At 56.6% G+C, this 19,629-nt stretch carries 23 protein-coding genes; 6 read left to right on the forward strand and 17 right to left on the reverse strand.

Going from position 1 to position 19,629, the window contains the following annotated elements:
* Positions 1 to 15: 15 nt before the first annotated feature.
* The 3 genes from ivbL to FFB58_RS21120 form a co-directional block, all read right to left on the reverse strand.
* Positions 16 to 114: an ilvB operon leader peptide IvbL gene (ivbL, locus tag FFB58_RS21105; protein ID WP_138370925.1), complete on the reverse strand. Its 99-nt coding sequence runs from the start codon at positions 112 to 114 to the stop codon at positions 16 to 18.
* A 107-nt stretch (positions 115 to 221) separates the two neighbouring features.
* Positions 222 to 701: a type VI secretion system tube protein TssD gene (gene tssD / locus FFB58_RS21110; protein WP_138370926.1), complete on the reverse strand. Its 480-nt coding sequence runs from the start codon at positions 699 to 701 to the stop codon at positions 222 to 224.
* Positions 702 to 897: 196 nt separating this feature from the next.
* A complete protein-coding gene (locus FFB58_RS21120) occupies positions 898 to 1,611 on the reverse strand; it encodes a hypothetical protein (RefSeq protein ID WP_138370928.1) in 714 nt (237 codons plus the stop codon).
* 700 nt (positions 1,612 to 2,311) lie between these two features.
* Here FFB58_RS21120 and tisB point away from each other — a divergent pair.
* The 4 genes from tisB to emrD all read left to right on the forward strand — a co-directional run bounded on the left by tisB (position 2,312) and on the right by emrD (position 5,170).
* Complete coding sequence (tisB, locus tag FFB58_RS21125) at positions 2,312 to 2,401, forward strand: type I toxin-antitoxin system toxin TisB (RefSeq protein ID WP_039032257.1); 90 nt, start codon at positions 2,312 to 2,314, stop codon at positions 2,399 to 2,401.
* A gap of 66 nt (positions 2,402 to 2,467) precedes the next feature.
* The gene (locus FFB58_RS21130; RefSeq protein ID WP_039032256.1) at positions 2,468 to 2,914 is read left to right on the forward strand and encodes a GNAT family N-acetyltransferase; all 447 of its coding nucleotides are present in this window, start codon (positions 2,468 to 2,470) and stop codon (positions 2,912 to 2,914) included.
* A 62-nt stretch (positions 2,915 to 2,976) separates the two neighbouring features.
* Positions 2,977 to 3,810, forward strand: coding sequence for a DMT family transporter (locus tag FFB58_RS21135; protein WP_138370929.1), 834 nt, complete (start codon positions 2,977 to 2,979; stop codon positions 3,808 to 3,810).
* A gap of 175 nt (positions 3,811 to 3,985) precedes the next feature.
* Positions 3,986 to 5,170 (forward strand): multidrug efflux MFS transporter EmrD, encoded by a 1,185-nt coding sequence (gene emrD, locus FFB58_RS21140; RefSeq protein WP_138370930.1) that lies wholly within the window; start codon positions 3,986 to 3,988, stop codon positions 5,168 to 5,170.
* Here emrD and dsdC read toward each other — a convergent pair whose 3' ends face one another.
* On the reverse strand, positions 5,171 to 6,097 hold the full coding sequence (gene dsdC, locus FFB58_RS21145; protein WP_138370931.1) for a DNA-binding transcriptional regulator DsdC: 927 nt from the start codon (positions 6,095 to 6,097) through the stop codon (positions 5,171 to 5,173).
* Positions 6,098 to 6,308: 211 nt separating this feature from the next.
* Here dsdC and dsdA point away from each other — a divergent pair, with 211 nt between their 5' ends.
* Positions 6,309 to 7,610, forward strand: a complete 1,302-nt coding sequence (dsdA, locus tag FFB58_RS21150) for a D-serine ammonia-lyase (RefSeq protein WP_138370932.1) — start codon at positions 6,309 to 6,311, stop codon at positions 7,608 to 7,610.
* Position 7,611: 1 nt separating this feature from the next.
* Here dsdA and FFB58_RS21155 read toward each other — a convergent pair whose 3' ends face one another.
* From FFB58_RS21155 to ibpA, 6 genes are all read right to left on the reverse strand, one after another.
* On the reverse strand, positions 7,612 to 8,106 hold the full coding sequence (locus FFB58_RS21155; RefSeq protein WP_039032252.1) for a radical SAM protein: 495 nt from the start codon (positions 8,104 to 8,106) through the stop codon (positions 7,612 to 7,614).
* Positions 8,103 to 8,465, reverse strand: coding sequence for a DUF202 domain-containing protein (locus FFB58_RS21160; protein ID WP_039032251.1), 363 nt, complete (start codon positions 8,463 to 8,465; stop codon positions 8,103 to 8,105). Before FFB58_RS21160 ends, FFB58_RS21155 begins: the two co-directional genes overlap by 4 nt.
* Positions 8,455 to 8,802 carry a YidH family protein gene (locus tag FFB58_RS21165; RefSeq protein ID WP_039032250.1) on the reverse strand — a complete coding sequence of 116 codons (348 nt, stop codon included), beginning with the start codon at positions 8,800 to 8,802 and terminating at the stop codon, positions 8,455 to 8,457. The genes FFB58_RS21160 and FFB58_RS21165 overlap by 11 nt, the downstream gene beginning before the upstream one ends.
* A gap of 72 nt (positions 8,803 to 8,874) precedes the next feature.
* Positions 8,875 to 10,536: a putative transporter gene (locus FFB58_RS21170; RefSeq protein WP_138370933.1), complete on the reverse strand. Its 1,662-nt coding sequence runs from the start codon at positions 10,534 to 10,536 to the stop codon at positions 8,875 to 8,877.
* Between the two features lie 194 nt (positions 10,537 to 10,730).
* A complete protein-coding gene (ibpB, locus tag FFB58_RS21175) occupies positions 10,731 to 11,159 on the reverse strand; it encodes a small heat shock chaperone IbpB (protein ID WP_039032248.1) in 429 nt (142 codons plus the stop codon).
* Between the two features lie 137 nt (positions 11,160 to 11,296).
* The gene (gene ibpA, locus FFB58_RS21180) at positions 11,297 to 11,707 is read right to left on the reverse strand and encodes a small heat shock chaperone IbpA (protein ID WP_039032247.1); all 411 of its coding nucleotides are present in this window, start codon (positions 11,705 to 11,707) and stop codon (positions 11,297 to 11,299) included.
* A gap of 308 nt (positions 11,708 to 12,015) precedes the next feature.
* Here ibpA and FFB58_RS21185 point away from each other — a divergent pair, with 308 nt between their 5' ends.
* Entirely contained in the window at positions 12,016 to 12,348 is a 333-nt protein-coding gene (locus FFB58_RS21185) for a YceK/YidQ family lipoprotein (RefSeq protein WP_039032246.1), read from the forward strand.
* Here FFB58_RS21185 and FFB58_RS21190 read toward each other — a convergent pair whose 3' ends face one another.
* From FFB58_RS21190 to yidA, 7 genes are all read right to left on the reverse strand, one after another.
* A complete protein-coding gene (locus tag FFB58_RS21190; RefSeq protein WP_171029983.1) occupies positions 12,349 to 13,575 on the reverse strand; it encodes a DUF3748 domain-containing protein in 1,227 nt (408 codons plus the stop codon).
* A gap of 51 nt (positions 13,576 to 13,626) precedes the next feature.
* A complete protein-coding gene (locus FFB58_RS21195; RefSeq protein WP_138370935.1) occupies positions 13,627 to 14,964 on the reverse strand; it encodes an MFS transporter in 1,338 nt (445 codons plus the stop codon).
* A 180-nt stretch (positions 14,965 to 15,144) separates the two neighbouring features.
* A complete protein-coding gene (gene dgoD, locus FFB58_RS21200; RefSeq protein ID WP_138370936.1) occupies positions 15,145 to 16,293 on the reverse strand; it encodes a galactonate dehydratase in 1,149 nt (382 codons plus the stop codon).
* Positions 16,290 to 16,907 (reverse strand): 2-dehydro-3-deoxy-6-phosphogalactonate aldolase, encoded by a 618-nt coding sequence (locus tag FFB58_RS21205; protein WP_039032242.1) that lies wholly within the window; start codon positions 16,905 to 16,907, stop codon positions 16,290 to 16,292. Before FFB58_RS21205 ends, dgoD begins: the two co-directional genes overlap by 4 nt.
* Complete coding sequence (locus FFB58_RS21210; protein ID WP_138370937.1) at positions 16,891 to 17,769, reverse strand: 2-dehydro-3-deoxygalactonokinase; 879 nt, start codon at positions 17,767 to 17,769, stop codon at positions 16,891 to 16,893. The genes FFB58_RS21205 and FFB58_RS21210 overlap by 17 nt, the downstream gene beginning before the upstream one ends.
* Positions 17,766 to 18,455, reverse strand: a complete 690-nt coding sequence (gene dgoR / locus FFB58_RS21215; protein ID WP_064324218.1) for a D-galactonate utilization transcriptional regulator DgoR — start codon at positions 18,453 to 18,455, stop codon at positions 17,766 to 17,768. Before dgoR ends, FFB58_RS21210 begins: the two co-directional genes overlap by 4 nt.
* 250 nt (positions 18,456 to 18,705) lie before the next feature.
* A complete protein-coding gene (gene yidA / locus FFB58_RS21220) occupies positions 18,706 to 19,518 on the reverse strand; it encodes a sugar-phosphatase (protein WP_138370938.1) in 813 nt (270 codons plus the stop codon).
* Positions 19,519 to 19,629: the final 111 nt, after the last annotated feature.

A 19,629-nucleotide genomic window follows, 5' to 3' on the forward strand; every position in this document is an offset into this window, starting at 1 on the left:
GTGTTGATCCAGTCCCTACGGCGCATTGCCGACGACGACCACCACACGCACGACGACCACTGCGGCTGGGTGCGCAGTTTTTAGTAGGGTCGAAGTCAGCATGGAAGAGGTCATTAGGAACCTGTCTCTGGAATCATTGAGTGGATTTATACAAGCACAGGTTTACAGACGAGACAATGGAATTATTTTCATCTGCCTGAAAATGCGTCAGGGATCACGTTTCAGTACGTTGCTCGCTCATTCCATGCGTCACTATAGATGACATTGCCATCGCAATGCTTCCAGGTGATTTTTTCATAGCGCATCAGAACCGTTTCAAGGTGTGTTCCGGTGTTTGCGCCTGGATACAGATCTGGTGTGATTGAGGTTATTTTTACATTCTCCAGGAGGATATTAAAATACTCGTGTTCTAAACCTGCCTCATTAATCTGGTACATCTTAATCGTGGCTGACTGTAGCGTTTTCCCTGTACTTAACGCCCGAAATAAAATCGGGGTTACACGATCAAATTCCTTCTGAAACATGACGGGCATATGTATGCGCGTGCCCGTCAACTTCCCGGTATTCCCGTCGACTGGGATATTAACATTATGAGTGAACGATTTGAGCTCAATAGCACCTTCACGCCCTGAAACAAAGCAAGAGCCAACCATTTGAGAACCATTTTCATCGGTTAGAAATAAATAAGCCGGGTTTGACATAAAAACTCCTTTTTATAAAATTCAATCATACTTATCAAATCGTCCGAAAATTATCGGATGAACAATGACAAATACTACGATTGCAATGAAGGTTAGTAATACCCAGTGGTTAGGTACCAACCACAGGAACAAAGAGGCGCATGCAAAAATATAAACGGGGAATAAAAAATCTGAAAATAGAATCGAGAGCAGGCTCTTAAACATGTCTCTTGTCCTTTAAATCGTTATAAATTTCATCAAAATTCTTATAGAATCCCATTTTCACCTTCTTAATAATTTCAGAAAGGAAAGGATCAATAAAGTAGTAAAGCATCTCCAGTTGTGCAGCATAGAGGGTCGCGTAATAATTAGGGTCCAATGTTTTCAGGCGACGGGCAGCAAGAGCGCATTTCTGTTCCGTGCCAATAAGTTGAAGAGCCATAACAACGTTAGGTATGCGTCGAGCCAGTCGTTCAACGACGATTTCTGAGAGTAGGCCGGATTCGGAAAGAGATTTTGCCAGTCCCCATGCTATTGCTAAGCGCGTTGCCTTGCTTGTCGATATAATTGTAACAAGCCCGGTTACTTTTGAATCCATTTGACGAACGCGATTTTGTTCATTTTCCTTTTGAGAATCGGTTATAACGCTTGCAAAATAAAGATAGAGCATATGAGCTATTACATCGCGATAGCGATAAAGAGATACAATGGACAGGTACATCCTCTTTTCTTCTGAGAGAAGCTCATCACACACATCGTGATAGCTGGGGATTACGCATGATGAGTACCAACTTACACGCTCAATTCCTGAGTAAATATCAGTGCCAATCCCCTTTAATGCTTTCCATGTTCCTGCAACGCCTTGCTGGCCATAAATAGCCAATTGCCTGTCGCTCTGGAACTTCATCTTTAAATAATCGGATGCTTTCATAACGTATACGCACAATATGTAAGGTTATGGGAACATACATTGAAAAGAAGAGTGACTCAAACAATTGAGATTTATTTTAATATATATTCATGTCAAAAATGATTTGAGCCAATGTTATTTATTACTGTTATACGCGATACAGCATGAATTTATGATAGGTATTAGTAGTTTATTTTGCATCTTATAATCATGTTAAATAAATAATATCTATGTAGAAATTATCAAATGAATAATTAAAGAATAACGCATACCAACCGCATCCATTTCCAATAAGTCTACAGGCATTTTTTTAGGTAGGCCAAAAACAAAAAACCCCGCCGGAGCGAGGTTTTTTTACAGCGTTTGCGGTTGGTGACCGCAGAGCACACTGTGTTACGTCAACGCACGAAGTATACGCGATCGCACAGGAACGCGCAATTTTCGGCACGAATTTTGACGCATTTGAGTATGGATCGCGCTTCAGATTTTGTCCATAAATTACTGTTCATATATACAGTATTTATCTATACTGGGTGTGTTCACAGGGTGTGAGGGGAGCCGCTCGTAGTACACCGGCGCAACGAAGTCCTGGCTGAAACGGGTGGTGCCGTCAGCGCCTCCACTCCCCACCTGAGCACACTGTGTTACGTCAACAAAGGTGCTGGTCACAGGCGGCGGAAAGGTACGCCAGCATCGTGCTCCTTAACCAGAGGAGACGCGTATGAGCGTAGTGGATATGGTTGTACTTATCCTCAAACTCATTGTTGCAGCACTGCAACTGCTTGATGCTGTCCTGAAATACGTTAAGTGATTCAGGTTCAAGCCGCACCGAAGAGGGGCGGGAAACCGCCCCTCTTTAATAACGAAGGAATGCGCTATGTTGCGTTTGTTAATTGAGCCTGTCACGCCGGATGAACCGGGGTATATCGCGCTGAAAACCGAGAGCACCGCGCTCAACTTCAATATGCTGCGCAGGCTCGAAGAGAACTGGGAACGGGGTGAAAATCGCTTTAACGCCCCGGGTGAAAAGCTGCTGGGGGCGTTTCTGAACGGCAAACTGGTGGGAATTTGCGGGCTAAACCGCGATCCGTTCAGCCAGCAGCCGCGGGCTGGTCGTATCCGCCATCTCTATATCAGCGAAAGCTGCCGGGGACTGGGTATCGGCAAACAGCTGCTCGCCGTGGTGATGGCCGATGCCAGCGTCTGGTTCGATTTTCTCAATACCCATGCGCCCCAGACCGCCTGGACTTTCTACCAGCGGGCTGGCTTTACGCTGGTCGTGGATGAGCCGCGCGTGACGCACCGCCTGTTCTGCGCGGTGTAACTGGCTGGCACACCTCAGCCATGAATGTTAAGTTCTGGTGACAATACATCACCAGACACGCCATGACCCTGACCGTTTTCTGCATTCTGCTTTTTGCCGCGCTGCTGCACGCCAGCTGGAACGCCATCGTCAAAGCCGGGACGGACAAACTCTACTCCGCCATCAGTGTGAGCGGCTTCGCAACGCTTATCGCCCTGATCTGCCTCCCTTTCTCTCCCCAGCCCTCAATGGTCAGCTGGCCTTATTTGATCGTCTCCTGTGCACTGCAGGTGGTCTACACGGTGCTGGTGGCGAAGACCTATCAGGTCTCCGATATGAGCCAGACCTACCCGCTGATGCGCGGCACCGCGCCGCTGCTGGTGGCCTTGATTAGCGTGTTTACGCTGGGCGATACGTTATCCGGGCTGGCATGGACCGGCATCGCCGTTATCTGTCTGTCGATTCTGGTGATGGCGATAAACGGCCGAATGCAATCGCGCAAGGGGATCTGGCTGGCGCTGATTAACGCCTGCTTTATCGCCGGGTATACCCTGGTGGACGGCACCGGAGTACGGTTATCGAATACCGCCCTGGGCTACACGTTCTGGACCTTCTTTATGAACGGCTTCTGCCTGCTGTGCTGGGCGATGGTGACGCACCGCCGGGAGGCGTCCGGCTACCTGCGCCTGCACTGGAAAAAGGGGCTGCTCGGCGGCGTGGCCACCATGGGCTCCTACGGGCTGGCGCTCTGGGCGATGACTCAGGCACCGCTGGCGGTAGTGGCGGCCTTGCGTGAAACCTCAATCCTTTTTGGCGCGCTTATCGCTTTTATACTTTTAAAAGAGCGGGTTGCCGCACTGCGCATCGCGGCAGCGGTGGGCACTGCCGCTGGCGCAATGCTGCTGCGCCTGGCCTGATCCGCTGGCAACATTAGTTGCCGTTCTTGTTTACTTATCCTGCCTTTCTGCCCTCCTCCATTCACCACCGCAAGGCTTAACTTGTCATCTCACTGTGGTAGATTCCTCGCGCATTTATGGGAATGCGCAGTCACTTATTCTTTATTTCTCACTTTTGGCAAAAGTATTCAGCGACATGAAAAGGCAGCGGAACGTTAATTTACTCTTGATGTTGATCTTGCTGGTGGCCGTCGGTCAGATGGCGCAAACCATCTATATCCCGGCCATTGCGGACATGGCGAAGGAACTCCAGGTGCGTGAAGGGGCGGTCCAGAGCGTGATGGGCGCCTATCTGCTGACCTATGGCGTGTCGCAGCTCTTTTACGGCCCGCTCTCGGATCGCGTCGGCCGCCGTCCGGTGATCCTGGTCGGGATGACCATTTTTATGGTAGCTACGGTCATCGCCATGACCACCCACAGCCTGAGCGTGCTGATTGCCGCCAGCGCGCTGCAGGGCGTTGGCACCGGCGTCGGCGGCGTGATGGCGCGCACCCTGCCGCGCGATCTCTATGAAGGCAGCCAGCTGCGTCATGCCAACAGCCTGCTGAACATGGGCATTCTGGTCAGCCCGCTGCTGGCCCCGCTGATTGGCGGCCTGCTGGATACCGCCTGGTCCTGGCGCGCCTGCTATGGTTTTCTGCTGGTGCTGTGCGTCATCGTCACCTTCAGCATGGCGCGCTGGATGCCGGAAACCCGGCCCGCCGAAGCGCCGCGCACAAAGCTTCTCACCAGCTACAAAATCCTCTTCGGCAACGGGGCGTTTAACTGCTACGTGCTGATGCTGGTGGGGGGCCTGGCGGGTATCGCGGTATTCGAAGCCAGTTCGGGCGTGCTGCTGGGTGCCGGGCTCGGTCTCAGCAGTATGGTGGTGAGCATTCTGTTTATCCTGCCGATCCCGGCGGCGTTTTTCGGCGCCTGGTTTGCCGGTCGCGCCAACAAAAGGTTCTCCACCCTGATGTGGCAGTCGGTGCTGAGCTGCCTGCTGGCGGGGCTGATGATGTGGATCCCGGGGCTGTTCGGGGTAATGAACGTCTGGACCCTGCTGATCCCGGCCGCGCTGTTCTTCTTTGGCGCGGGGATGCTGTTCCCGCTGGCGACCAGCGGCGCAATGGAGCCGTTCCCGTACCTCGCGGGTACCGCCGGGGCGCTGGTGGGGGGTTTGCAGAATATCGGCTCCGGCGCGCTGGCCTGGCTCTCGGCGATGATGCCGCAAAACGGCCAGGCGAGCCTCGGGCTGCTAATGTTGCTTATGGGCCTGCTGATTGTGCTCTGCTGGCTGCCGCTGGCCTCCCGCGCCTCGCACCACGAGCAGGCGGTGTGATCAGCCAGCTTTTTCCTTGAGCCAGTGGATAAAGGCATCAATCTTTGGCCACTGGCGCCCGGGGAGCGTGGAGACGTAATAGTGCTGGTGGCATTTCAGCGTCTTCTCGCCAAAGGGCGCAATCAGTTCCCCGCGCTCAAGATGCTTTTGCACCAGCCGCTTGCGTCCCATCGCCACCCCGACATGATTTATCGCCGCGCTGACTGCCAAATCGGAACGATCGAAACCCATCCCCGATGATGGCGGCAAATTCACCGCATAATGACGCGCCCAGCTACACCACTCGTCCGTACCGGAATCGTTGCTCCATGCCTGTCGGTCATGCAGCAGAGTGCAGTGACGTAGATTATCCAGGCTGGCGAGCAGCTGATGCTCCCGGGCATATTCCGGTGAGCAGACCGGCAGGATTTCCTCGTCCATCAAAAAGTGATGGGAGAGCTGGTTTGGCGGCATATCGTCGAAATAAATCGCCAGATCGACCCCGGTTCGCTGCATATTGACGTAATCATTGCCGGTCAACAGCGTGAGAGAGATCGACGGATAGCGGCGGGTGAAGTCTCCCAGCATGGGCACCAGCCAGCACTGGGCGAGTGACGGACGTGAGTAGACGGTCAGGCTGCCGGACAGGGCCTGGTTCCTGATGTCGAGGATCTCCTGATTCAGCGTATCCAGCGACGATTTCAGGGTCCAGTAAATGCGTTTTCCCTCCTGGGTCAGCTCCACTTTGCAGTGCAAGCGAATAAACAACGCAATCCCCAACTCCTCTTCCAGCAGGTTGATTCGGTGGCTTACCGCGCTCGGGCTTAGGGAAAGCTCTTCCGCCGCCAGCGCGAACGACTCATGGCGTGCCGCCACCTCAAAGGTATGCATCTTCGACAGCTGCCAGCCGTTCAGTAAGCGATTCTTCGCCTCTCTCCCCTCGTTCATCACGCCGCCCTCCTTCCTCTCTTTATCGCGCACAGAATAGCGGTTCAGGGTGAAAAAATGTGACCCAGCGACGATAAAAATACATTTTTTATCGCAGTGTTATTCTTTTGATTCAATCTGGCTCATGTGAACCGCCATTAATATCGTTTGTCATCCCGGTGCCATTGGCTGCACGATCCTGCTTTCATTTTCTGGCGCGAAGAGATCTCGTATGGAAAACGCAAACATCACCACCTTAATCGCACAGTATCCTCTGGTTGAGGATCTGATCGCCCTGAAAGAGACCACCTGGCTTAACCCGAAAGCCACTACCCTGGCCGAAGGGCTGCCGCATGTCGGCCTGACCCAGGCCGATGTGGATGATGCCCATGCGCGCCTGGCGCGCTTTGCGCCGTATCTGGCGAAGGCGTTCCCGGAAACGGCGGCCACTCAGGGGATTATCGAGTCTGAACTGGTGGCTATCCCGGCAATGCATAAACGGCTGGAGGCGGAGTTCGATATCCTCCTTCCCGGCACGCTGCTGCTGAAAAAAGACAGCCATCTGCCGATCTCCGGCTCCATCAAAGCTCGCGGTGGGATTTATGAAGTGCTGACCCACGCGGAGAAACTGGCCCTGGCCGCCGGGTTGCTCAGCGTCGACGACGATTACAGCATTCTGCTGGAGCCGCGCTTTAAAGACTTCTTCAGCCAGTACAGTATTGCCGTAGGCTCGACCGGGAACCTGGGGATGTCCATCGGCATTATGAGCGCCCGCATCGGCTTCAAGGTGACGGTGCATATGTCCGCCGACGCCCGGGAATGGAAAAAGGCCAAACTGCGCAGCCACGGCGTGACGGTGGTTGAGTATGAAGAGGATTACGGCGTGGCGGTGGAGCAAGGACGCAAAGCGGCAGAGAGCGATGCCAACTGCTTCTTCATCGACGATGAAAACTCCCGCACCCTGTTTTTAGGCTATGCCGTGGCAGGCGCACGACTGAAAGCGCAGTTTGCAGCGCAGGGCCGCGTGGTGGATGCGGATCATCCCCTGTTTGTGTACCTGCCGTGCGGCGTGGGCGGCGGCCCTGGAGGGGTGGCGTTTGGGCTGAAGCTGGCCTTTGGCGACCACGTCCACTGCTTCTTTGCCGAACCGACCCACTCGCCGTGCATGCTGCTGGGGGTGTATACCGGGCTGCATGACCAGATTGCGGTGCAGGATCTCGGCATTGATAACGTGACGGCAGCGGATGGCCTGGCGGTTGGCCGTGCGTCCGGTTTTGTCGGCCGCGCCATGGAGCGCCTGCTCGACGGGTTCTACACCCTCTCGGATCGGAGCATGTACGACATGCTGGGCTGGCTGGCGCAGGAGGAGAATATCCGTCTTGAACCGTCCGCGCTGGCGGGCATGGCCGGGCCGGTACGCCTCTCCGCATCCGGACACTATGCGCTGGATAACGCCACCCACCTCGTATGGGCGACCGGCGGCGGCATGGTGCCGGAAGAGGAGATGGCGACGTATCTGGCGAAGGGGCGGTAACTTACTGGCTCTGGCGTAACAGGGCCATGAGTTCCATGGGCGAGCGGTGATGGCTAAGCAGATCGCGCATCACCCGCATATGCGGGGCTGAGTGGCGGAAAAATGCCTGATACCCCGCACAGAGCGCGCTTTTGCCTTCTTCAGCCGTTGAGCCGTCGCCGCAGCACAGATACCGCACCGGGCAGGCCCGGCATTCGTCAGGCGGGGAGAAATCATCCGGCTGTGGTGGCTGGCCTCGCCATATTCCCAGCGTCGAATCAAAGGGTTGCACAAAGACGCGGCCAATATCTTCCCGCACCCAGACATCAAACACGCCTGTGAGAAAATCGCCCCACTGCCGATCGGTGATCGATTCCGGGTTATCGCCCGCCTGTAACGGAATAAAATGCAGGTACGGCGTGCCCAGATCGCGCAGATAGCGGTACATCTGCTCCGGCTGATGACAGTTATGGCGGTTAATAACCGTGACGAGCACTCTGGCCTGACATCCGATCATGCAATATCCCTGATAAAGATAATGAGATGGTGAACATGACTGGCAGCAAACAGTAATGCGAGGGATAACACTGCGAGGGAGATCATAAATTTAATACGTACGGGTCGGGATGCTGAAAAATCGTACAGCGAGACGTCCATCTTTGCGCGGCTGCGGGTGTAATGCCAGAGCAGTAGCGCCACCGTCGCCAGTACGCCCAGCGCCACCCAGAACAGCGGGCCCGCCTGCTGCCAGTTATGCCTGACCGCCAGCACCATCAGCGCACCGTAGCCCAGCAACGTGCGCAGCCAGGCCAGCGAAGTGCGTTCCGGCTGTAGCCCCGGATCGGCCAGACGGCGGGCTTTACGGCTATCCGCCATACAGCACCAGGCCCATCGCAACCCCCGCGACCACCATCAGGATCAGGCTGATAATCAGCAGGCTGCGGGTATAGGGCAGATCTTCCTTCAGGCGCATCGCCTTTTCGTTACGCAGCCAGCGCAGGTAGCCGTAAATTGCCAGCCCACCGGAAAAGAGACACAGCAGCAGCGCCAGCAGCTGGCGGATCACAGGCGTTGCGAAATCGGGGGCCAGTTGGTCAAGACCCACGCCGGCCGCCAGGAAACCCAGCGCGGTGCGGATCCACGCCAGGAAGGTACGCTCGTTTGCCAGCGAGAAGCGATAATCCGGCGCTTCGCCGAGGCGGGAAATTTTCATGACTACTCCTGTCTGGCTAACATCGTACAAAACTCCGGCAATGTTAACGCATCCAGGCGCGTAATGCCTGCCCTAACCCATCCCCCAGAACAGCACTGCCAGCAGTTGCGGGGTGATAATGCGCATAAACATCACCAGCGGATAGACCGTGGCGTAGGAGAGCGCCGCCGCGCCGCTGGTGGCATGCAGGTTGTTGGCGAAGGCCAGCGCCGGGGGATCGGTCATCGAACCGGCCAGCATGCCGCACAGGGTCAGGTAGTTCATCTTCGCGAGCAGCCGCGCCAGAAGCCCCATGGTGATCAGCGGGACAGCGGTAATGAGGATGCCGTAGCCAATCCAGCTCACGCCGTCGCCGCGAGCCAGCGTCTCGACAAAATCGCCGCCCGATTTGAGCCCCACCACCGCCAGAAACAGCACGATCCCCAGTTCACGCAGGGCGAGGTTGGCGCTCGGGGGCATAAACCAGTAGAGCTTACCCACGCAGCCGATACGTCCGAGGATCAGCGCCATAATCAGCGGTCCGCCAGCCAGCCCCAGCTTGAGCGCCACCGGAAATCCGGGCACGTACAGCGGGATGGAGCCGAGCAGGACGCCGAGCCCGATGCCGATAAACACCGGCAGCATCTGCACCTGCTGCAGTTTTTGTTGCGCGTTGCCCACCATATTGGCGACGGCGTCGATGGAGGCCGGGCGTCCGACGAGGTTGAGGATGTCACCAAACTGCAGGCTGGCATCCGGGCTTGCCACCAGCTCGATCCCGGCGCGGTTCAGGCGGGAGATCACCACGTCATAACGCTCTTTTACCTGCAGTTCGCGGATTTTCTTGCCTAAAACCTTCTCATTGGTGACCACTACGCGCTCGACGCGCATATCGGTGCCGCGGGTGGAAAGCGAGGTATCGACCTCCTGACCAATCACCAGCTGTGCATTGTGCAGGTCTGCCGGCTGCCCGACCAGGTGCAGCAGGTCCCCCGTCTGGATCACCGTGCCGGGCAGGGGCACCATCAGCGTCTCATCCCGCTTCAGCCGCGAGCAGATAATGTTGGCGCTGTTGAGGATCGGCACATCCTGGATCGGCATGTTGTTCAGATTGGGGTTTTCAACGCGGATGTTGATGGTCTTAATCAGCGCCTGTCCCTGGGTGAGAGTTGATTCGTGTTCCCGGGCTTCCTGCTCGACGTCCACGCGAAAGAAGATGCGCATCAGCCACATGGTGAGCAGGATGCCGCAGATGCCGAACGGGTAGGCCATGGCGTAGCTCATGCCCATCTGATCCACGATGTCGGGCGCGATGCCCAGATCGCGCAGGATTTGCTGCCCGGCACCCAGCGCGGGCGTGTTGGTGACCGCCCCGGAGAAGATGCCAAGCACCACCGGGAGCGGGATGGCGAAGAGTTTGTGCAGCAGGGCGGTGACCAGTCCGCCCATCACTACAATGCCCATCGCAAAAAGGTTCAGGCGCAGGCCGGAGACGCGAAGCGAGGCGAAAAAGCCGGGCCCGACCTGAATGCCGATGGTGTAAACGAAGAGGATCAGGCCAAATTCCTGAATGAAGTGCAGCATTTCCGCGCTGAGCGTGATGCCCAACTGGTCGGCAAAGTGGCCGACAAAAATTCCGCCAAACAGCACGCCGCCAATGCCAAAGCCGACGCCCCGGATTTTGACATTGCCTATCCACAACCCGACCACCGCAACCAACGCCAGAATACTGACAGTTAACGCTATATCACTCATGACGGCATCCCTGTGAATAACATTATTATTAGCAGGGATTCTCGCAGAGCACAGGCGGGTTGTATGGGCGATGGCGCACAAAAAAGCCCGAGGTAAAAGCAAAACGGCCACCCGAAGGTGGCCGTTTTTGGTGTTTGCGCCCTCTCCCTGTGGGAGAGGGTTGGGGTGAGGGCATCAGGCCGCACAAACCCAAATTAACTGTTCAACGCCGGGCGTTCGCTGATGGCGATCCGCTGCGGAGCAACCTCATCCGGCACGTTACGGGTGATATCGATATGCAGCAGCCCGTTGGTGAAGGTGGCGCCCGTCACCTCCATATGTTCAGCAAGGGTAAAGCTCAGGCTGAACGGCTGGGTCACCAGCCCCTGATGCAGCCATTTGGTTTCGGTTTCCGGTTTTTCCGGAGTGCCTTTCACCGTCAGGCGCGTGCCTTCCAGCTGAATATCGAGGTTCTGCTGGCTGAAGCCGGCCACCGCGAGCGTAATGCGATAGTGGTTATCGTCGCTCTTTTCAATGTTATACGGCGGGAAGGTCTGGCTTTCGGTGGTGCTTTGCAGCGCGGAGGCCAGTTTGTCAAAACCGATCCACTGACGCAGCAGCGGGGATAAATCGTAATTACGCATACTAAATCTCCTTCTGAGAAGCGAGTTCCGTACAATTTATTTTTGTACGCAGTTGTTCCTGCAAATCCGAATGGATTCACATATGCTCCCGATATCGGCAAGCATTCCTGTTTGGGCCGCAGCGGCGACCCGGATAATTAATTAATTTCGATACGGCGCGGTTTTTTCGCTTCCGGAATCACACGTTCCAGATCGATATACAGCAGGCCGTTAACCAGGTTCGCGCCGTGAACGTGAATGTTCTCAGCTAACTGGAACTTACGTTCAAAGTTACGTTCCGCGATGCCCTGATACAGGTAGGTACGTTCTTTCTGCTCGCCCGCATGCGCGCCTTTCACCACCAGCAGGTTGTCCTGGGCGGTGATCTCCAGTTCGCTTTCCGCGAAACCGGCCACGGCAATCGCAATGCGGTAGTGGTTTTCATCAACCAGCTCAACATTGTATGGAGGGTAGCCATTGCTCTGGCTTTGGTTGTTTTCTAAATGACTGAACAGACGGTCGAAACCAATGGCTGAACGATAAAGCGGAGAAAGATCAAAGTTACGCATACAGTTAAAACTCCTGAAATCAGCAAGAATTGTCGCCTTCCACCGTGGACAGGCTGGGGTATCACAAACGCCCCTAAGGCACGCTTGTTCATCGATACACTTTTAAAATGGGTCCGCTTGCGGCCTTTTCAAGCGTGCCGATGCGAGATTTTTTTGCACTTTGCGGGTACTGGAATAGACTGAGTCCACAGCACGTAAGGTTAAATTGCGATAGGTGCCACAGAGCGGTACTTTTCAACTATTCATTTTAAGAATGGCCCGTTATAAACCGGGTTGCAGGTCTTACTGCCATTAATGATGACTGACTAATGATGAAAAATGTTCTGATAAAGCTGACGACGTTCAGTACGGTGGTTTTACTTTGCGGGTGTTCGAGCGTGATGTCTCACACCGGCGGTAAAGAAGGAACCTATCCCGGGACGCGAGCCAGCGCGAACATGCTGGCCGATGACGACACCAACTGGGGCACCAAATCCCTGGTAGTGCTGGATATGCCGTTTACGGCGGTTGTTGATACCCTGCTGCTGCCGTGGGACTTCTTCCGTACCGATAGTTCCGTTCGTTCCCGCGTGGAGCAGAGCGAGCAGGAGACGCTGGCGACCAACGCCGTGATCCCGCCCGCCGGAATGCCCGCGCGCTGATTAGCGTCCGGTCTCTGTTACCCACAGTTGCCGGAAACCGTCTGTCTCTTCCATCCAGGCAATGGTGTGCCCGTCCGGGGAGTAAACCACCGCATCGCCCGACGGCGGATTGCCGTGATCGGACGTCAAAAACGTCACCGCGCCGGACGCCGCATCACAGGTCGCAATGCGATCTTCCAGCACAAACCCCAGCGAATGACCCGCCGGATGCCAGTTAAAGGCCGACTGGATATCACTTGCGTTATGGGTGAGCTGACGGGGCTCTCCCCCTTCTGGCGCAATCAGCCACAGCTGCACCACGCCGTTATCATCCCGCATCAGAAACGCGATTTGCGTCGCCTGCGTATTGCTGCGCACCCAGTGGCGCGGCACGTTCACCAGCCCCGGATAGCGGCTGTCGTGGGTAAAGGTTAACCGGCGCTGCATCACCCCGGCAGGGGGAGCGGGCATACGATCCGCTGTACCCTGAAGCGGTAAATCCCCCGCCTGTTTCCAGCCCTGTTCGTCTTTTGGCAGATCGACGATAAACAGCTCTGGCACTTTGTCGCCGCTGGCGGAAAGGGTATCGCCGATAAAGGCCAGACGGCTGTTACCCACCCAGCCCTCCTCATAGGCGCGGTTTATCTCATCGCTGCCCGGCTGCGGCGCAGGCGTGGTACAGCTGATCAGCACGCTCCAGTGCGTTCCGGCATATTCTCGCGGATGGTGGCCCGCAGGCGTCACCGGACCAAAAGGCGCGGCCACCCCCACGTTGCGTAAATCGAGCTTAGGATCGCGCTCATGCAGCACATGGTCGTTATAGGTAAAGCTGACGAACTGCCCGTCCGGGCTGTACACATGGACATGGCTGCCGCCGCGCAGCGCGCCGGGGGTAAAGGGCGCGGTGATATCCATCGCATCGAGATTGCTCACCTGCCCGTGCGCTGCAATCACCCCCTGGCGGTGGTGAAAATCGTACTGCCAGTGGGCATCAGGGTGCTGGGGGCCGTGGATGAAAACATACTTATTGTCCGTTGGATGGACGGTGACAACCCCCACATGGGCACCGTTGCTGGCGCGATAGATCACCTCGACCTCGCCCGTGTCGACATTAACCCGCTCAATGGTTTCGCCGGTAAAGGACGCCCCGGAAGGACGGACGTCAAAGGCCAGCCACTGGCTGTCTGCACTCCAGGTGCGGGTGTTGGTAAGCTGATGGTTGCGGGGTGCGAAAGTGATTTGTTTCATGAGGATACCCTGATGCGCGGATGTCGCATCAGGGTATAGCATTGCCGGGGATTAGCCTACCCGTTTCACGTCGCCCACCAGCAGGATGTAGGAGAGCGCGCCGATCAGGGCTACCGCAGAGATATAGACCAGCGCCGGACCGAAACCGTAGTCCTGCGCCAGGTAGCCAATCACCAGCGGAACGGTGATCCCGCCCAAGCCGCCAACGAAGTTAAACACGCCACCGGTCAGGCCGATCAGACGCATCGGCGCCAGGGACGACACCAGCGACCAGGTAATAGAGGCAAAGCCATTACCAAAGAAGGCGACCGCCATCAGGGTCATAATCCACACCGGATCGTTGGTGTAGTTTGCGCCCATGATGCAGGTGGAGATCAGCAGCCCGCAGATGATCGGCGTTTTACGCGCCACGCCGAGGGAGTAACCTTTTTTCACCAGCTTGTCCGCCAGCCAGCCGGAGAGCAGCACGCCAAAGAAGGCCGCCAGGAACGGCACGGTGGTCATGAAGCCCGCCTTCAGCGCGGTGATGCCTTTCTCCTGGGTCAGATAGTTCGGGAACCAGGTAAGGAAGAACCACAGCGTGGAGGTCACGGCGAACTGGCCCAGGTACACGCTCACCAGCTTACGGTGGAACACCAGCTTCCAGTCAGCTTTGGTCAGCGGCTGACGCGCCTCTTTTTTCACCGGCGCATCGCCATCCACCAGGCCGCCGCCGTCGCGGATGTAATCCAGCTCGGCTTTGCTGATGCTTTTGGTCAGACGGGGCGGCTGATAGACCTTAATCCAGATAAACGACCAGATGATGCCGATCCCACCGGTGACGATAAACACCCAGTGCCAGCTCAGCAGCTCCTGGATCCAGATCAGCAGCGGGGTCAGGAACGCGAGGCCCACAAACTGGCCGGAGGTATAGAACCCGACGGCAGAGGCGCGCTCATGTTCCGGGAACCAGCTGGTCACCATGCGGTTATTGGTCGGGAACGCCGGTGCCTCAAAAATCCCGGTGATGGCGCGCAGGCCAATCAGCGACATTAAGCCGGTAGCAAAACCCTGGAACAGGGTCGCCACGGACCAGCCGAAAATGGCGATAAAGTAGGTCAGGCGCGAGCCGACACGGTCGAGGAACCAGCCGCCCGGGATCTGGCACAGCGTATAGAGCCAGGCAAACGCCGAAAAGACGTAGCCCATCTCCGCTTTGGTAATACCGAACTCTTCCTGAATATGGGCCGATGCCACGGCGAGGTTGGCGCGGTCGACATAGCAGATGACCACGGTAATAAAGATCATAATCAGCGTCAGGTAACGGCGACGCCCGGTTTTGGTAGCTGTAACTGGAATATCCATCGCAATCTGTCTCCAGATTTTGGGCATAGCGAAGCCGCTCACCATGCCCTGTAATTTACAGAGGGTGTGTTTGATTTTTTTTAATTAAAAACGTAACCGGAATGCGCTAAATAATTCGTGTCGGGGGAAGGCGGTAAGTTTTCGCATCCCCGGGAGCATACAAAAGTATGTGACCGGGGTAAGAAAACGCAGCCAACGCACCACCGGCGCGAAGTATGACGCGCATTACCACTCGGCTACGGAGCCGTCTTCATGACGCCATAAAGGATTACGCCAGTCCGGCGCATTTTTACTCAGCTCAATGACTTTGGCTTCGTCGATGTCCACGCCAAGGCCCGGCTTCGTTAACGGTCTAAAGAAACCGCCTTCCATGTTGAAATCTTCTTTGTTCTTCACAAAGTCGAGCAGCTCCGCGCCCTTGTTGTAGTGAATGCCCATGCTCTGCTCCTGGAACACCGCGTTGCGCGAGACAAAGTCCACGTGCAGACAGGCTGCCAGCGCAATCGGGCCCAGCGGGCAGTGCGGCGCCAGCGCCACGTCATAGGCTTCTGCCATCCCGGCAATTTTGTAGCATTCGGTGATGCCGCCCGCGTGGGAGAGATCCGGCTGCAGGATGGCAATCCCGCCTGCTTCCAGCACGCGTTTGAACTCGAAGCGCGAGAACATACGTTCACCCGCTGCGATAGGAATATGGGTCTGTTCCGCCAGTTTCGGGTAGTACTCTGCCTGCTCGGCCAGCACTGGCTCCTCGATAAACAGCGGACGATACTGCTCCAGCTCTTTGATCAGCACTTTCGCCATCGGCGCGCTGACGCGACCGTGGAAATCGAGTCCAAACTCAATCTCATTGCCGAAGGCTTCGCGGATTTGCGCTACGGTATTCACCGCCCGATCCACCGCCCGCGAATTGTCGATAACGCCCATCTCTTCGCAGCCGTTGAGCTTGAAGGTGTCGAAACCGATGCCGCGCAGCTTGTTGATACCGTCGATCACCTCTGCCGGACGGTCACCGCCCACCCAGCTGTAGGCTTTAATCTTGTCGCGTACCAGGCCACCCATCAGCTGCCAGACCGGGGCATTCAGCACTTTGCCTTTGATATCCCACAGCGCCTGGTCGATACCGGCGATGGCGCTCATCAGGATCGGGCCGCCGCGGTAGAAGCCCGCACGGTACATCACCTGCCACAGGTCGTTAATGCGCGCCGGATCCTGACCAATCAGGTATTCGCCCAGCTCATGCACCGCCGCTTCCACGGTGCGCGCGCGGCCCTCAATCACCGGCTCGCCCCAGCCAACCACCCCTTCGTCGGTTTCGATTTTCAGGAACATCCAACGCGGCGGTAAACGGTAGGTGGTGAGTTTGGTTATTTTCATTGCATTGCCTCTCGATACGCTTTTACAAATGCTGCCGCCTGCTGCGCGGTACGTTCAACGGACTGCCCGGCGCGATAGAGATCGCTGCCGAGGCCCGCACCCACACAGCCAGCTTTCATCCACTGGGCCAGGTTTTCTGGCGTGACGCCGCCCACGGCAAAGACCGGTACGCTGGCGGGTAACACCGCTTTCAGCGCTTTGATGTAATCCGGGCCAAAGGCCGACGACGGGAAAATTTTCAGCGACTGCGCGCCCGCATCGAGGGCAGTAAAGGCCTCTGTCGCCGTGGCGCATCCCGGGCAGACGGTCATGCCGTAGCCCACCGCGCGGCGGATCACCTCAGGGTTGATGTTAGGCGTGACGATAAGCCTGCAGCCCATCTTCGCCAGGCGGTCCACCTGCTCCGGTTTCAGCACCGTGCCCGCGCCGATCAGCGCTCTGTCGCCATACGCGTCCACAACCGCCGGAATGCTTTTTTCCCACTCCGGGGAGTTGAGCGGGATTTCCACCGCGTCGAATCCGGCGTCAATCACCGCGCCAACGTGGGCTAAGGCCTCGTCAGGGGTGATGCCGCGCAGGATCGCGATAAGGGGGAGATTAGTTTGCCACTGCATGAGCGATGCTCCTTATACCAGCCTGAAATGCCGTGTCGCCCTCCACCGCTTTCACGTCCCGGCCGATGGCATGGAACGCCTGGCGGTAGCGTGCGGTCAGCGATGAACCCGCGACGAGGGTGATGGCCTGCTGCCCGGCGAACTGCTCGCTCAGGGTGGCGACTTCTGCGCCAATCAGCAGGCCCGATAAAAATTCGCTCACCTGCTCGCGGGGAAGGTTTCCCAGCACGTGCGAGGCGCGAACCTCAAAAAGCTGCGGCAAAACGGCAGGGGAAGCGATCCCGCGCTCAAGCCCGGCGGCAAATGCCTCCGGTGAGGCTGACTGCTCCGGCAGACCGGCACCCACCAGCGAGTGCTTAAGCAGCAAATGGTGCAGTTCGCCGGTCATCACGGTGCGAAAATCAACGATCTGCTCGGTATCGGCCTGCACCCATTTGCAGTGTGTACCGGGCATGACGTAGACAGAAGAAGGAGAAAGCGTGCGCGCGCCGAGCAGTTGGGTCTCTTCGCCGCGCATCACGTTATGGTTATCGTCGCGAGAGACACACAGCCCTGGAACGATCCAGATATTGTCGCCAACGGACGTTAACTGTTCGCCAATGGCAGAGAAATGGGCAGGAACCGGCAGATAAGAGGCTATCTTCCAGCCCACGTTGCTGCCAACCATCCCCGCCATCACCACCGGCATGGCGCTGTCGCGCCAGTTTTGCGTCACTTCTGCTAACACCGCTTCAGGAGATCTGCCGTTCAGGCGCGTGACGCCTGCTTCTGATTGCCTGCTCTCCAGGCATTGATCGCCCTGATACAGCCAGGCGCGCAGATTGGTCGATCCCCAGTCAATTGCGATGTAGCGAGATGTCATGTGATTTCCTTCAACCTTCGTGTCGAGCTGGCGATCATGGTGAGCGCCGCCTGCTCTGCCGCATCGCTGTCCTGATGGCGTATCGCATCGAACAGCGCTTTATGTTCCTGGAGCGTCTTCGGCATGTTGGCCTCATCACCCATCCAGGTTCGTTCAAATACTGCTCGCTGTAGCGAGCTGATCGCCACGCTCAGCTGCTGTAACACCGGGTTATGCACCGACTGCAGCACCGCTTCGTGGTAACGGATATCCGCCTCGTTAAAGGCATCCCGGTCCTGGTTGTTGGCGATCATGTCGTTCAGGGCCGACTCAATCTGCGCCAGGTCGCCTGAGGTGGCGCGTTCTGCCGCCCAGCGGGCTATCGCGGGCTCTACCAGGTTTCGTACCTCACTCATCGCCCCGATGAGTCGCGGGTCATAGTCGTTTTCCAGCACCCACTGCAGGACGTCGGTATCGAGGTAGTTCCACTGGTTACGCGGGGCGACAAAGGCACCGCGATAACGCTTCATTTCAATCAGCCGCTTCGCCATCAGCGAGCGGAACACTTCCCGGATGATGTTGCGCGAGGTTTCAAACTCTTCGCACAGCTCGGCCTCTGCGGGCAGCGGTGACCCGGGAACGTACTTGCCACCCACAATTTGGGTGCCCAGCGTGATGACGATGCGATCGGTTTTATTGAGAGTCATGGAGAGTCCTTGTGCTCTGTAGGTCCACCACTACTTTACCGCGACCGCTGAATTTCGCCTCAATTTTGCAGTACAAACGTGATGCCATTCGTCATTGCCGTGGTTGTAATGTAGTACAATCACATTGTGTTGTACTACAATCTGGATCACAAAAAGAACAATCAGTGAAAGGAATGTTAAAGAAAGGTTCCTGCGGGGATAAAAAAACCCGCAACGGGTGCGGGTTATGGGACGCGCATTTTGCGGGGTCTTAATTCAGAACAAACTTCTCAATGGCATACGCCACGCCGTCCTCGAGGTTAGATTTGGTAACGAAGTTAGCCACCTCTTTCACCGACGGGATTGCGTTTTCCATCGCCACACCTAAGCCAGCATATTCCAGCATCGCAATGTCGTTTTCCTGATCGCCCAGGGTCATGATCTCTTCCGGCTTGATCCCCAGCGTTTCGGCCAGCGACTTCACGCCGGTGCCTTTATTGACGCGTTTATCGAGGATTTCGAGGAAGTACGGCGCACTTTTCAGCACGGTGTACTTCTCTTTGACTTCTTCCGGGATACGGGCGATAGCTTTGTCGAGGATCTCTGGCTCATCAATCATCATCACTTTCAGGAACTGGGTGGCCGGGTCCATCTTCTCTGCTTCGCAGAACACCAGCGGGATGGTGGCAACGAAGGATTCATGCACCGTGTAGTAGCTGATGTCGCGGTTAGCGGTGTAGAGCGTGTTGCGATCAAGCGCGTGGAAGTGTGAGCCCACCTCGCGGGAGAGTTGTTCCAGATAGCGGTAATCGTCATAGCTCAGCGCCGTTTGCGCCACGGTGCTACCGTCGGCCGCTTTCTGCACCAGCGCGCCGTTGTAGGTAATGCAGTAATCACCCGGTTCATTCATGTGCAGCTCTTTCAGGTAGTTATGAACACCTGCGTACGGACGACCGGTGCACAGCACCACGTTCACGCCCTTGGCACGGGCTGCGGCAATCGCGCTTTTAACGGCGGGAGAGATGGTGTGGTCCGGCAGCAGCAGGGTGCCGTCCATATCGATTGCAATGAGTTTGATAGCCATGGGATCCCCGGTTGGAATGAGTCTTTCCTCATGCTAACGCGATTCCGCTCAAAAAACAGTAAAGAAAAGGGGGATGGGGTTCAGAGGAGGATTCCTCTTTTGCGCAGCATT

The organism is Enterobacter sp. MF024, from assembly GCF_005843915.1.
Lineage (GTDB): Bacteria > Pseudomonadota > Gammaproteobacteria > Enterobacterales > Enterobacteriaceae > Enterobacter > Enterobacter barmai.

Excerpts from the sequence above, each read along its gene's own strand:
- ivbL (WP_138370925.1), bottom strand. The coding sequence starts at position 114 with ATGACCTCTTCCATGCTGACTTCGACCCTACTAAAAACTGCGCACCCA.
- tssD (WP_138370926.1), bottom strand. The coding sequence starts at position 701 with ATGTCAAACCCGGCTTATTTATTTCTAACCGATGAAAATGGTTCTCAA.
- FFB58_RS21120 (WP_138370928.1), bottom strand. The coding sequence starts at position 1,611 with ATGAAAGCATCCGATTATTTAAAGATGAAGTTCCAGAGCGACAGGCAA.
- tisB (WP_039032257.1), top strand. The coding sequence starts at position 2,312 with ATGAGCGTAGTGGATATGGTTGTACTTATCCTCAAACTCATTGTTGCA.
- FFB58_RS21130 (WP_039032256.1), top strand. The coding sequence starts at position 2,468 with ATGTTGCGTTTGTTAATTGAGCCTGTCACGCCGGATGAACCGGGGTAT.
- FFB58_RS21135 (WP_138370929.1), top strand. The coding sequence starts at position 2,977 with ATGACCCTGACCGTTTTCTGCATTCTGCTTTTTGCCGCGCTGCTGCAC.
- emrD (WP_138370930.1), top strand. The coding sequence starts at position 3,986 with ATGAAAAGGCAGCGGAACGTTAATTTACTCTTGATGTTGATCTTGCTG.
- dsdC (WP_138370931.1), bottom strand. The coding sequence starts at position 6,097 with ATGAACGAGGGGAGAGAGGCGAAGAATCGCTTACTGAACGGCTGGCAG.
- dsdA (WP_138370932.1), top strand. The coding sequence starts at position 6,309 with ATGGAAAACGCAAACATCACCACCTTAATCGCACAGTATCCTCTGGTT.
- FFB58_RS21155 (WP_039032252.1), bottom strand. The coding sequence starts at position 8,106 with ATGATCGGATGTCAGGCCAGAGTGCTCGTCACGGTTATTAACCGCCAT.
- FFB58_RS21160 (WP_039032251.1), bottom strand. The coding sequence starts at position 8,465 with ATGGCGGATAGCCGTAAAGCCCGCCGTCTGGCCGATCCGGGGCTACAG.
- FFB58_RS21165 (WP_039032250.1), bottom strand. The coding sequence starts at position 8,802 with ATGAAAATTTCCCGCCTCGGCGAAGCGCCGGATTATCGCTTCTCGCTG.
- FFB58_RS21170 (WP_138370933.1), bottom strand. The coding sequence starts at position 10,536 with ATGAGTGATATAGCGTTAACTGTCAGTATTCTGGCGTTGGTTGCGGTG.
- ibpB (WP_039032248.1), bottom strand. The coding sequence starts at position 11,159 with ATGCGTAATTACGATTTATCCCCGCTGCTGCGTCAGTGGATCGGTTTT.
- ibpA (WP_039032247.1), bottom strand. The coding sequence starts at position 11,707 with ATGCGTAACTTTGATCTTTCTCCGCTTTATCGTTCAGCCATTGGTTTC.
- FFB58_RS21185 (WP_039032246.1), top strand. The coding sequence starts at position 12,016 with ATGATGAAAAATGTTCTGATAAAGCTGACGACGTTCAGTACGGTGGTT.
- FFB58_RS21190 (WP_171029983.1), bottom strand. The coding sequence starts at position 13,575 with ATGAAACAAATCACTTTCGCACCCCGCAACCATCAGCTTACCAACACC.
- FFB58_RS21195 (WP_138370935.1), bottom strand. The coding sequence starts at position 14,964 with ATGGTGAGCGGCTTCGCTATGCCCAAAATCTGGAGACAGATTGCGATG.
- dgoD (WP_138370936.1), bottom strand. The coding sequence starts at position 16,293 with ATGAAAATAACCAAACTCACCACCTACCGTTTACCGCCGCGTTGGATG.
- FFB58_RS21205 (WP_039032242.1), bottom strand. The coding sequence starts at position 16,907 with ATGCAGTGGCAAACTAATCTCCCCCTTATCGCGATCCTGCGCGGCATC.
- FFB58_RS21210 (WP_138370937.1), bottom strand. The coding sequence starts at position 17,769 with ATGACATCTCGCTACATCGCAATTGACTGGGGATCGACCAATCTGCGC.
- dgoR (WP_064324218.1), bottom strand. The coding sequence starts at position 18,455 with ATGACTCTCAATAAAACCGATCGCATCGTCATCACGCTGGGCACCCAA.
- yidA (WP_138370938.1), bottom strand. The coding sequence starts at position 19,518 with ATGGCTATCAAACTCATTGCAATCGATATGGACGGCACCCTGCTGCTG.